This window comes from Paenibacillus sp. Root52 (assembly GCF_001426865.1).
Lineage (GTDB): Bacteria > Bacillota > Bacilli > Paenibacillales > Paenibacillaceae > Paenibacillus.
Genome location: NZ_LMFO01000019.1, coordinates 47,443 through 60,506 on the forward strand (window position 1 = coordinate 47,443; position 13,064 = coordinate 60,506).

Sequence of the window (13,064 nt, forward strand, 5' to 3'; positions counted from 1 at the left end):
CTTTTCACCAACCTATATTGGAATATATTATAGTCAGAGATGCCGTGGCCATAGACCACGGCATCTCTGATTTAATCAATAAACTCGATTTGTTTGTTGCTCTTAATAATCTGTTTTAGCTTTGCCGATAATGTGTCCAACAACATATCTACCTCTGCTTCTGTACGCAAAGTCTTAGTAGCAAGCAGATCATTCACTTTTACTCGCTCTCTCTGAGAAACGTTTACTATAACTGGAGATTTATCTCCCTCTCCAACTATTGTAACTGGCAGTTCCACTCTTTGCTTCTCTTCAAACTCACGAATTTCACGGTTAATAATGAGTTCTTGTTTGTCTTTGAATGCTGAACTTTGTGATATTGATGCATCCACCTTAAAGATATCGACAAGGTTATTCATTCCGTTGAATAGATCTTCGTAATATGCTTGAATTCGTTCTTTCGTCTCTTCGGATACACCATCTTCAATAGCACGTAACGTAAGATGATTCAGATCTAATTGAATAATATTTTTCGCCGCTACCTTCTTTTCTTCAAGAACAGCCTGAATCTGCTCATCGATCTTATTCACAAGCTCAGGAATATCCTTGATTTTGCGATATGGCAGTACTTCCGTTAAGATCTCTTGCAGTTTCTCTGCATAACCTTTGATCTCGTAACCTGATAAATAAACATCGTTTTCTTTGTATTTCTCAATTGCTCGAAGTCCTTTGTCAAAGATATCTTTTTGGGAAGCGAAAAAACTCCGAATATACGTTACGTCCTCTTCCCAATCCAATATGCTATCTTCTAAATCACGTAGCTTGGTGAAAAAGGATACATTGTCTAATCCCTTTGTAAACTCGCCGAAGTATTCAAGACCTTTGTCCAAAAGACTGCCACCAGGATATTTTCTTCCCTCATAGCGGCTCTTGAGTGCTTTTATCTCCATTACTTGCTGATCAATAAGATGACGAATATCCTTAATCAGACCATCTTCATCGTCTGCCACATCTGTTTTATTAAATACTTGCTTGCAGATATTTTTCGCAACCTTCAATAACCCCTCATCAACGATGATACGCTTCACTATGATTACTCGATCAACGTCACTTGCTTTGGTTAAAGCATTAACGGTATTCCCATCTTCTGGCTCCAAGTATTCAGAATTAAGCCGTAAGCGAATCCTTTGTTCCTTCATTAACTCTGCAATCAAACCCGATATGTCGAGATCCTTCCAACCATATGGTTTATCCTTATAACGATCCGATACTGTTTTTACTCGTATTTGTTTTTGGATACTATCCTGTAAGCTGATAAAGTCCAAGACTTCCTTTACTGCCAGCTCATTTGCATTCGACGATCCACCATCAATGGTCAATTGCTCATTACTCCTTCTTAGAATCGAAATGAGATCCTTTTCCGACTCCAAGAAGGTCTTAACATAGCCAAGCTTCGTGTAGACGTTTTCGACTAATGACAGGAATCCAGCGTTTATCCGCTCTTTGACCGTAGAACCCTTGATCTCCGCTTTATTACCATTGATGTAGAATGTACCGCCCTTGATCGATTCCTCCAGCATATCTCTTACTCGACGTTTACGATCTCTTGCTTCAGCTTGTTTATTATTCAGGATATTCTGAATACTCTCTGCAAGTTGTGTCGGATTTTTCTTCTTCCGATACTCCTCGATTTTGAGAACCTCTTCCATTTCCTCAACATATGCCTCACTCGCACCCAGTTTAAGAATCATCTCGCCTGTGCCCGACGACATAAGCATCAGCTCTTGTTCGGATTTAGCATAGTGATCAGACAGCGGCGAGAGGATATTGATTCCAATACTCGATGTTTGATTACCGATATTCTTCTCGTCCATCTTCTGGTTATAAGAGAACTGGTAATGAGCCGAATAGCGGTATCTCTTGTCATCATATAGGTCTTGAAAAATGTAATTAGCAAGCTCACGCTTGAGAACATCCTCTTCAATCTTCATTGCCTTGATCTCACGGTTAATATCCTGCTCATCGTCCGTCAAGAACAGGTAGAATTCACCATTCTTCTGTATGAGCGTTTGTGAAATCAGTTTTCGGAGAGCTACCTTGATCTTCTCCTTCAAAGCCAACTTATCCTCATCGATCTGTGTGACCATGAGCGTTGCGATATTATCGATATTGGCAGGGAGTTCTTTGATGTATTTAATCATGAACAGCACTTTCAGCAGTTCCATGTTGAACTCATCATCACGTAATGCAGGGTTTTCATATGCTCCATCTATTACACGAGAAATAGAAGGATTTAGAAATTCTTTAATCGTTTCATAAAAGGCATAGAACGGGATCAATGTACCTTCTTCTGCATTCTTGAAACGTAGACTCGATTCTTTAAAAGCAGAAAGCATAGAACGCTCACCTTCTGATAAACTCTTACCAGAACTACCATGCTTACGTACTTGCTCAAAAACATTTTGCAAAAGTTTAAACTGATACGGAAGAAACGGATATACATCCACAAACTCCAAATCATTTTCAAAGCCACGTAAATCCGCCGTGCTCTCCTTGAAGCTAATGAGATTCTTGAGTGTTGCACTCTTCTCATGGTGAAGAAGCTTTAATTTATCAGCAACATGCTCCTTCTTTTCGAGAATCCGTTTCTTGATAACCTCATCAACCGATATCGATGAAAGCGATAGTCTGGTATCGAAACGTCCTTGAATACGAGAGAAGTCATCACCTTTCACCTTCACAATACTGTCAATACTCTCCTGCGAAGTGACCATAATCCACACCTTGCCTGAGCAATGCGTTCCGAGATCCTCCGCCAACGTTTGCAAGTTAAGCATCAGTTGTCTACTGTCCCCTATGTATTGACCAATCTCATCGACCAGGAAAATGAGGTGGAAGTTGCTCCCCTTCTGAGCGATGTACTCTTTTACGTCCTTCGAGAATTTTTCGATGCTGATCTCAAAGTTATTTACACCATTCTCGAACCAGTTTCGAGCAGTATCTTCGGACATCGAAGTAACCTTTGTCAATGCTCCGATCACATAATCAGCGTCAAAATAGAAGGTGTTTCTACGGTCAACCCATTCTTCACCTGCCGCCTCTTTAAACTCACGCTTAAAGTCCTCATACACACCTTCTTTGGTCAGGTACTTTTCCATCTCTGCCACACCAGGGATATCACCATAAAAACCCATATGCTCGTAGAAGACTTTCGTGAATACACGGAGGATGGCATCCTCTTTAGACTTGTTATCCAATGAGCTTTTCGAATCAATATTGAACAGGATAACCTCTGTTTCCACGTTAGAAGTTCTTTTCATATTAGCGAGAACAATTGGATCTTGAATTTTATCGACAAAAAAATCGACTGCACGTTTATCTTTCGCCTTCTTGTTTTCAAGCAAGTAAGCAAGTATCTTTAAAAAATGTGATTTACCCGAACCAAAAAAGCCCGAAATCCAAACGCCCATTTTATCTGTATTTCCATCGATGCCTTGCTGATAATTCTCATAAAACTTAGATAAGTGCTTATTAAGTTCCCGTGTTACGACATACTCATCGAGTTCCTGATAAATGTTATTTTCATCGGTCTGAGCGACCTTAATTACGCCTTTAATACTACGTTCAATGTCTTTCACGAACATGTCTTTGATTAACACAAGTCTTCCCCCTCTGGTTTAATCCACTAAACGGAATGCTCTATAATAGTTGTCGTCTTTAAAACGATCGAATAAGCGTAATGATAATCCATCGTACTTCCCTGGGAAAAACATGATAACAGGTGTCTTGTCTAAAACTTCCTGAAGGTTGTTCAATATATTGTGGGAACGTACAAACGGATATACCTTACCCACACCTGTGATGAGTACGACATTGTGATCCTGCATCTGATCCTTGATCTTTTGCAGAAATATTTCAGGCTTTGCAAAGTTAGCCATCGCTTTAAACAAGGCATCCTTGCCCTGTTTTTCTTCCATTTGAGGAATTCGATCATAGATCCGTTTCTCTTTGGCAATCTCAATGAGCATCTTATATAAATCGAACTCAATAAGTTTGCGTCCAGAACCTTCGTGACTGAACTCCTTCAATACGTGAGGGATATAATCCCGAACCAGCAGTTCGTTCTCAGCCTCATAATCAAACACATAGAAGCTAATTTCGTTTCCCAAGCCTCTGCCCTCAATGAACTTATCTTCCCTGATTTTCGGTATTATTTTATCAAGCCTACTTTTAATATTCGCCATACGTTATACCTCACCCATTGCTCGAACATAAGCAATGTCTCCGATTTGAATCAAGTGCTGTTTCAATTGCTCATCCATCATAGGTCTGCTTAATTCACCAGACTTCTTGTCCTTCAGGAGTCCTGAATCATGTATAACCTTTACATATACTTGCTTCAGTCTGGTAATCGTTTGTTCTGTCCAAGCCGCCACCCCAGCATTTTGCTCAGCCTTTGAAGCAATATACAAATTGAGGTCTTTCTTTTCCAACAGATAATTGTCAGAATTAAACTTATCTTGGATAACTTCAGTCATAAATTCAAAGAAGAGCCTGTCCGTTTTCATAATAGCATACAAATTGATGATCTTCCCTGACTCTAATGAATGCTCCAAAACCATATGACAGAGTGCTTCATCGAGCACGCCTGCTCTTCGCAATACCGATGGCAGACTTCTTTTAATACTTGATTTGACCTGATATTGAAATAGATTTTCCTCTGCTACCTTTTTTTTTATTTGCGATTCCGTTAATCCCTGTATCTTAAGTCCTACGACCTGCTTCAATTCATAAAATAGGAACGATGCACCAGTTATCGTTACACTATAATCTAATTCTATAGTCATGGTTTATCTCCCTGCTTTTACGCCAATAGTATTTTGTTCCTTCATCATTCCAGTCAGCAATAGTACCCGTTCGACAACTTCCAGTCGTCGTTTCCCGCATTGTTGTTTGAGTATAGTTGTAAACTGTTCTTGTTTTAAAATCTTGTTCGGATTGTTTATGTAGATATTCGATATACACTGCATTAGCGAATCTTCGCTTACGCTATTATCCCAATAAGCATTAACAATCTCGTTTAACGCCGTGGCGAGTTCCCTCTGGGTTTTATAGAAAAGCTTCAGTTCCAAATTAACCACCTCGCACAAATCTACTTATACTTTATTATTACTCCACTCTTACTTTTTTATTATACAAGATCAACTCTAAAAGAAAAACCGCTTGTTCAGCGGTTTAGGTTAACACTATTTCCCAAATACAATTCGAGTCCCATTACCTTTAGCATCTTCTCAAGAATATTGACCAACTATCTTATCGTATCATCCAATTTATCCTGCGGATAATGCATACTCCTTTGTCATTCCTTCTTCATTAACATTGGATATATACTTGTTCGAAGTTCTAAAAAGTATATATTGTAGCACCCAAGCAGTTCGTATCTTAAATATTCTCTTTCATTTACTGAACTTATTAGGTTTCACATTGATGGACTTTACCCTGTCCATCAATGAATATTGCCGTTATCCCTGTCCGCTTCTTCGCTAACAATGGAAGTCTATTCCAAAGATTCCGAAACTGCTTCACGTCGGGTAACGCAATGCTATACTTTGCATTCGGGTCATCCATTCGTTGAAGCGTTTCTGCCAGGACTCCCAAAAAGTAATTTACGTTCATTGCACTTAATGACCCTAACCCTTTGACTTCCAAAATCCATCGCTCTGTTCCTCGAATCGCATTGATATCGATCCCAGGCGTTCTCCCCCATGCAATCTGCGTTTCCCATCCATCAGCATGCAAATAATCCTTCAATATCTGCTTGAGATGATCTTCTTTGAACACTGCGGAAGCCTCGGTCGTATGCTTTACCTGAACGAATGAAGGTGGTTGAATGTGCACGCCCTGAACGACTATGTAATTGCCAATCAGCCCATCTCTACGATTAACCCGCCTAACGATTCCTTTGCTCACTAATGCTCTACATATTTGGTTTACTGCCTGTTGTGGTTCGTTCACACCTAAAATAGCATTAGTAATCTCGCGATCAGTTAAGCCGTCCTTGTCTTTCAGATAGCTGATTATTTTGTCCTTTAAAGTCATGTTCCAACTCCCCTCCCTGCGTTGTATTATAGGCTACTTCCGTTATCTGCGTAAGTAATTGGAGCATTGTGATTGATGAATGTGATTCATATTGTGAATTAGTTTGTGGTTAACTAAAGATTTTAAACTAAGTTCCCCTCGCCTTAATTACAACCGAATTGAAGCTTACCATAAACATTCTGTCTCCAAACACAAAAACACCGCAGACCCAACTCGTTAGTAGAATTTGTCTGCGGTGGTTCAGCAAAATTGTACGACTTTTGTTTTTATTCATATACATTCGCTAACTATAATGCAATGCCTCGTTCGGGTTCTTGATTTGTGATTCTCAGGATTTCCTCACCAAACTTCTTTTTCAGATCAGCAATTTGCTCATCCGTTAGCAGTGCTTCAACCTCAATTACTTCATCAACAGGATTATAACTGACAGTTAAAGCTCTGCCTTTTTCAACTATGGATTCAACGTCCGCCCTAACTTCATTAGCAGTATCACTCAGAAGTTTCGGGCTATACTTCGCTTTTTTGAATATTACTTTATCTCCAAGCTTTTCTTCAAGCTCCTTGCGAAAAGCATTCATTTCTATTGCATTCTCTTGATAAAAGAGGAACACAACCTTAGAGTTATCATTATCGAAATAGCTGGTTGCTTGCTCAAAGAATACATCCCCATTCGAATCATTCGAAAAATGCACCTTCATGACTTCCTCAAAAACAGGAATAACGTCACCTTGGAACGTGACGACTGGGTCCTCAACATATTTTACCTTTGAATTTTTGTCTGCTACGTCACTACATGCAGTTACGATTAGCAAGCAAAGGCACAAACACATTATTTTCTTATGAATCAAGTCATCCACACCCATCTGCTCAAATACATTCCGTCGATGATACAGACGCAAACTAATTTTAAATGTTCCCATTTTTAAAATTTCAATTTTTGGATATCAGAATCTGTTATAGAGCTTAGCCCTGATATAACCCTTATCCTTACTCACTTTTTATAATACAGCGAAAATACATCCAAAATCTGCTCCAGTCCATCCAGCGCCTCTTGAGCCAGCGCACTTCTTTCTGTTTGAGCAGGCGGAGATGGTGACAAATTAGGCATATGCGTTACTTTCAAGAGATCTTCCTCCATGAAATTAAATCTCTGATTGATTTGCAAAATATACGTGTTATATGTCGATAGAGCCAAATTCTCTCCACTCTTTAGCAATAATTGATCAATCGCTGGTCGAGGAACATCTGTTAATTTTGATAGCGTTTGCTTCGAATACCCTTTTTTACGCATAAATGCTTTCAAATTATCAGCAACGTTTTGCTGATAATTGTAATAGTTTACTCCCATACTTATCCCACTACTCCTTGGAAAGTGAATTTAAGAATGCATTGTAGCGTTGCCGATCTTTATTAATATTTTCCGTAGCATATACTGTAAAACCCTCTGTGTCTTGCTTATCAAGAAATTGAAAATACTTATGCTTTTGATCTTTAAGAATCACAAGGGGTACAACTCGATTTTTCAACAGAAGATGCATCATAATTAATCGACCCGTTCGTCCATTACCATCTTTATATGGATGGATTCGCTCAAACGCAATGTGACTGGAGCAGATTGAAAGAATGATATCATCAGATGACTTCGCCTTTTGAATGCGATTGTTCAGATTTAGAAGCCACTGTTCCATAAGCAAAGGCGTTTCTTTGGGAGAAGCTGTAGGGAATGTCGCTCCTACAATTACATTCTCGTGAGACTTGAAATGCCCCTTCTCATGATCAAGTCTATCCATCAGAAGAGAATGAACATCATGAATCAAGGATATCGTAAGTTCTTGATTAATACTCTCTATGATATAGTTGAAAGCTATCCGATGATTTTCTAATTCGTAAAATTCGCGTACAGATACTTTGCCTGGAATCATTTGATAAAGTAGGATGGAAACAGTTTCGCTAAGCGTAATTGTGTTATTCTCAATCGCACAAGAATGATGTGTCATACGCACTAAGAGGTCGTCCAAATAATCTTTCGGAAGATGCATCATTTATCACCCGTTCCTAAAAAGCTTGGAGATTTGTTTGATATGAACATACACAAGCATATTAATTTCGTCAATAAAAACTGGATGGTGTTGCAATTGTAACCACATTAAAAATAAATCCAACTCCATCTTGCTTTATGCTCAAAATAGGATTATACATGGTATAACGATCAGACGGAGGGGTGAAAACGATTGGAGAAGTTGACCGATCTTGACAGCTTAACAAAGGAATTTATATTTGCCATAAAGTTAGTGAAAAATACAGACAAGTCAGGAGAGCCAAGTTCGGAAGAGATTCAGAGGGCAACGATTATTTTCACCGACGACACCCTGCTATATGTTACGGAATGTCTTAATAATGGTTATTGTTATAACTGGGTTTCGAAAGATGGGAAGTCGCTGTTTCATCACGATCATGAGAGTACAACTCAAAACTTCTACCATCGGGATTTGAATTCGATAATAAGAGGAATTGTTACTTTTCACCTCTTGATAGGTGAAAACCATGAGTAGTGAGTCAAATCAGGCTTTGATAATTTCTTTAAATTGTACTGGTTAACCACTCTTTGAAGATTGCATAAAAGTCTTTTCGCAAATGCTTTTTATTGAACCCTGTATCTTTAGATTCTAATTGCAGAATACTTGTCAGATGAACGCCTTGAACAACTATGGTTGCGTGCAATGTAACCATAGCGTAGGTATGTTTCAAAATTAGAATGAGTTCACCATAACTTTATAGATGATCGGAACCCATTGATGAATACGCAACTTACTTCCGAAGATGACATGCGTAAAACCCATAGATGAACTTTTTGTCCCTATATATAGGTTTATTGTATTCCGAAAGTTGTTTTGCCTCATAATTGACGGCTTTCGCCTCGTCTGTTGGAATTCCAGCATTATCGATTTTCGTATGAAATATCATTTCTAAAATAAGCTATGCAAATAAAAAGAAGCCTCGGGATTAACCCTCAACCCCTTCAATGGAAGACCAGTGATCTCAGCAACTTTATCTGGATCAAGGTCCTTCAGCATTTTTTGGCAAAATCACATTTATGTTTTTTTAAGGCTTGCTCTTTTCCTGTAAGTATATCTTCTCAACCTTTGTCATCCTTACATTCTTCAAATATCCCTCACCCATATAGGTTCGCTAATACTCTAACCGCTTGTTCAAGAATAGCCTTTTCCCGTACAATCATAAATTGGGTTGAATAATTATCGCAAATTATTTCAGAGCTGTTCATTACTTCTAATGCTTCACTTTCAGTAAGCATCGCGTTACTTACGCGGCTGTACGCTTTTGCTACAAAACAGTAGGATAGTTGCATAAAATTATTTTTGTTCTTATGCTCCTCGACGTAACCCAATTCATATATAATCTCAGCTTCATAGCCTGTCCTCTTCCTTTATTTCACGTAGAAACGCATCTCTGATCTCTTCGCCTTCATCAATTCCCCCGCCAGGTAACTTGTAAAGGTTAATTTTCGACATGTACATCATATCAACTTTAAGCATGTCGTCCACTAATACACCCCTTGAGGCATAACAATTTGTGGTATCCATGAATTCAGGAGCACCACCAATAAAATCACTGTCAGTTATTCTTCTTATCAACTGCATGAAATCACTCCCTGTCGTTTGCTCCACAGACCTAATCATTTTGAAAGTAGTTACACTGATATACCACCGCCTGAGAAACCCTGAAACGCATGCTTCAAGCCTCTGAGGTATGATTCGAGTAGAACTTTTTCTTCTCCTGCGTTCCCCAATCCCCTCCTCCTACCCAAAAGAAAAGCCGAGCGAAAATCAGGGGTGGTTAACTAAAACTTGTCGGCTTGGTTGTAAACTTTAAGTGATAAGGGGCAGACTTTAGGTGCGGAGTTGCAGACTTAAATTGTGGACTACAGAAGTACATGAATCGAACCGTAAAAAAGTTTGACGGAGAGCAGGAGTAGGTACAGAGAAACGTCGGAGTTGGAGAAAATGCCTTACTGGCAAGGAATATACGGGATAGTGATTGAGAAAAGGAAGTACGAGTAAATAATTGAGGAAAAGCCAAACGATAATTAGGATAACGTCCTGATTATTGTTTGGCTTAGCTACAATCTTATTTTGATAAGTATTGAAACTTATGAGATAGTTGGAGGTTCATCTCGCTGTCAACAGAATTATGAGTATTGGATGGTTATTGCAATTTAGTTATATCAATTCCCCGTATCATCGCAAAACTTTTCACAGAATCCTTATCTATTTCATGACCTGTTCTAAGAATAGTTTGAAGACAACCGTCAAGTTTTTGATCGTGCCCCTGTATATATACAGTACCTTCCGTTTTAGAAAGACAGCCACAACCACATTCACCAGGCTTTGCGTTCATTGCATTTGCAACTCTTTGATATCTTTGTGCAATTTCTTCGATTAATGAAAAGACGATTACCTGTTCTTTTCCATTATGATATGCAGTTTGTAATTTTGTTTCGGTTGTACTGAGATTTCTTATACTTGATGAAATAGCTTGATCAGACATCCCTAACCGCTTCGCTGCTTGTGCCTTAGTTATGAACATTTAATATTCCTCCCGTTATTCCCTCTTGAATTTTATCAATCAGAGTTCGAACATTTAAAGTATATCATATAGATATACTATCCACAAATCCCCTTTAATTTTATCAATTGGACTTTTTGCATACATTTTTTATATGAGCTATAAACCAAATCGAGCAACAAAATTGGACGGATAAAGAAAATCCGAGTGAAATCAGGAGGAAATGCCTGAAATCAGCTCGGCTTGCGGTCAAGCTTTATTAGCTTTTATGGTAGACGTTAAGGATTTTTGGATATGAACAGTAGGGTTTGCGGGATGATAACAATATTGACTCTCTTAAATTATGAATCACATTATTTCTCAAGCATATTGTCTATAGAAGCCCATGTCTTCGAATCTATAAAACGATTGGCACTCTCCCGAATAATACGACGTTTTTCATCATGTTGCCGCTGGTTTGCTACTTCTTTATCTAAATTTTCTAATATCTCCATGAAGCCAGCATCGGGTATGAGTAGACTAAACTCATAGAAATGAACCCGATAGCTTCCTTTACGCTCATCATCATATTCAAATTGGAATTCGTATGTACGATACCTGCGGTTCTCTTCGTCTAAATAATCATTGAACTCCATATTAATGTATCCGCCATTTACATGAAACTGTACACCGTTGTGGATCGGTACACAACGTTCCACCTGTAGATTCATTGTGAGTGTTGGAGATGCTGTACGGTCACTTCGCTGAATAGTAATATAATTACCTGATTCAATAATCCTTATTATGAACACCTTAATTTGTTCTAAGGTCCACTGTTTTTTCATATAAATCACTCCTTGGTTAATAGTTCAAAGGTCTTTTCTATGCATATTTGCTTCTTATTCAAATTAGCACTCCATCATTCCCATCGCTTCAGTAATTTGAAATTGGTTGAACTATCAGAGAGTATTAATTCAAGATAAATTGTGAAGGTGTCAACCACTCAATAGTTGCTTTTCTCATTGACAATGTCTTTGTAGGAACCGTTATTTTCTGTTGCATCATGTATGATTTCTCTTTTTCGTTTAATGGTCTGTTATCTTTTTTGAAATCCTCCCAATTTGCGTCAGCCTCTTCCCCAAGATCATAGATCACGTTTAGCAAATATCTTGCATGTTCACTTTCAGAATAAGCTTTAGAAAGCTCTTTTGCACTTATTAAGTATAAGTGATTAACAATCGTAGGATGCGTCTTAATGATCTCCTTAACTAACAACTGATCCCCGTCGTTCACATTCATACCTAACTGAAATATAGGAGAAAGTCTGAAGCTTAATGGCAATTTATCTCGGTTTTTGGTTGTTTCTTTACAACCAACATATTTGCAATTTTCAATGGAGTGAACCAAATTTTCAACATTATCGATACAACATGATTTGTATTTTTGACCAGAACCACAAGGACAAAAACTATTTTCATTTATTCCATTAAACAACGAATGAATATCATCATCAGGAAATCCATTTTGTAAAACATAATCATATGTATTCTTGTCATAAGATTCGTCTAACTTACGTAATGCTTCATCAGTTAGATTTTTCATCATTTTTAAATATTGATTTTCATTCATTGTAACAATCCCCCCATGATTATGAGTGCAACTGAGATTAAACAAAAACTTTATGCATTAGCAGAATACCTACTAACTTCTTTATTGCAATAGTAATTCGACATTTGATTATATAGTCCTTACATCAATAGTCTTTTTCACTCCCCTCCCTTTACCCAAAACCCCACTTCGAAAACCTATTACTTTGTAGAAAAATAAAAATAACTGTCCCAAAAACCCCCCTCTCTCCAACTCCTCCAATGCCTTACCCCACAAGGCTTCACCGCCATTTCCGAGATAAAAACTGTAGAAAAATAAAAATAACTGTCCCAAAAACCCCCCTCTCTCCAACTCCTCCAATGCCTTACCCCACAAGGCTTCACCGCCATTTCCGAGATAAAAATAACTGTCCCAAAAACGTTGAGAAAAAGCCCAGAAAACTGGAAAGAAACTGGTTCAATTGTGAACGAAAACGACTAATAATTCATGTCCCTGAAGGGGTAGAGAGATGCCTGAGAAAAGCAGGGATCGGCAGTTAAAACGCCTGGGTATGAGCCTGGGAAATGCCTGAGTAAAATCTTGAATCAACTGCATTCAATCCCCAAAAGCCTTGAGTAGACTGGGTTTCTGCTTGATTACCTATTCGGGATTTGGATGAGAAATCCCTGCTGGGATGCTTTAATGGACGAGAAAAAGACTGGAGAAATGATTGGGAAAAGCGGCAACCAAGTTCCAGTCTTTGGTGTTTTGGGGACAGTTAATTTTAGTTAGAGACGTTAAAAATAAAATTGGACAGGAATTATTTATTTGTTAAA

General features: G+C 38.3%; 13 protein-coding genes. All 13 read right to left on the reverse strand.

What is annotated here, in order from left to right:
• Positions 1–71: 71 nt before the first annotated feature.
• Positions 72–3,638 carry a BREX system P-loop protein BrxC gene (gene brxC, locus ASD24_RS16940; protein WP_056697878.1) on the reverse strand — a complete coding sequence of 1,189 codons (3,567 nt, stop codon included), beginning with the start codon at positions 3,636–3,638 and terminating at the stop codon, positions 72–74.
• Between the two features lie 18 nt (positions 3,639–3,656).
• Positions 3,657–4,223 carry a DUF1788 domain-containing protein gene (locus ASD24_RS16945; protein WP_056697879.1) on the reverse strand — a complete coding sequence of 189 codons (567 nt, stop codon included), beginning with the start codon at positions 4,221–4,223 and terminating at the stop codon, positions 3,657–3,659.
• Positions 4,224–4,226: 3 nt separating this feature from the next.
• Entirely contained in the window at positions 4,227–4,826 is a 600-nt protein-coding gene (locus ASD24_RS16950) for a DUF1819 family protein (RefSeq protein WP_056697882.1), read from the reverse strand.
• A 3-nt stretch (positions 4,827–4,829) separates the two neighbouring features.
• Positions 4,830–5,120 carry a TIGR04540 family protein gene (locus ASD24_RS16955; RefSeq protein WP_235540626.1) on the reverse strand — a complete coding sequence of 97 codons (291 nt, stop codon included), beginning with the start codon at positions 5,118–5,120 and terminating at the stop codon, positions 4,830–4,832.
• A gap of 331 nt (positions 5,121–5,451) precedes the next feature.
• Positions 5,452–6,078 carry a MarR family transcriptional regulator gene (locus tag ASD24_RS16960; protein WP_056697888.1) on the reverse strand — a complete coding sequence of 209 codons (627 nt, stop codon included), beginning with the start codon at positions 6,076–6,078 and terminating at the stop codon, positions 5,452–5,454.
• Between the two features lie 287 nt (positions 6,079–6,365).
• Positions 6,366–6,998, reverse strand: a complete 633-nt coding sequence (locus ASD24_RS16965; protein ID WP_156395482.1) for a hypothetical protein — start codon at positions 6,996–6,998, stop codon at positions 6,366–6,368.
• Between the two features lie 71 nt (positions 6,999–7,069).
• Positions 7,070–7,426, reverse strand: a complete 357-nt coding sequence (locus ASD24_RS16970) for a hypothetical protein (RefSeq protein WP_056697894.1) — start codon at positions 7,424–7,426, stop codon at positions 7,070–7,072.
• Positions 7,427–7,436: 10 nt separating this feature from the next.
• Entirely contained in the window at positions 7,437–8,120 is a 684-nt protein-coding gene (locus ASD24_RS16975; protein ID WP_056697898.1) for a Fic family protein, read from the reverse strand.
• Positions 8,121–9,503: 1,383 nt separating this feature from the next.
• Positions 9,504–9,737: an NUDIX hydrolase gene (locus ASD24_RS31050; protein ID WP_235540628.1), complete on the reverse strand. Its 234-nt coding sequence runs from the start codon at positions 9,735–9,737 to the stop codon at positions 9,504–9,506.
• A gap of 565 nt (positions 9,738–10,302) precedes the next feature.
• A complete protein-coding gene (locus tag ASD24_RS16990; protein ID WP_056697904.1) occupies positions 10,303–10,683 on the reverse strand; it encodes a hypothetical protein in 381 nt (126 codons plus the stop codon).
• Positions 10,684–11,015: 332 nt separating this feature from the next.
• On the reverse strand, positions 11,016–11,486 hold the full coding sequence (locus tag ASD24_RS16995) for a hypothetical protein (RefSeq protein WP_056697907.1): 471 nt from the start codon (positions 11,484–11,486) through the stop codon (positions 11,016–11,018).
• A 124-nt stretch (positions 11,487–11,610) separates the two neighbouring features.
• Positions 11,611–12,270, reverse strand: coding sequence for an SEC-C domain-containing protein (locus tag ASD24_RS17000; protein ID WP_056697908.1), 660 nt, complete (start codon positions 12,268–12,270; stop codon positions 11,611–11,613).
• A gap of 108 nt (positions 12,271–12,378) precedes the next feature.
• Positions 12,379–12,609 (reverse strand): hypothetical protein, encoded by a 231-nt coding sequence (locus tag ASD24_RS17005; protein WP_156395483.1) that lies wholly within the window; start codon positions 12,607–12,609, stop codon positions 12,379–12,381.
• Positions 12,610–13,064: the final 455 nt, after the last annotated feature.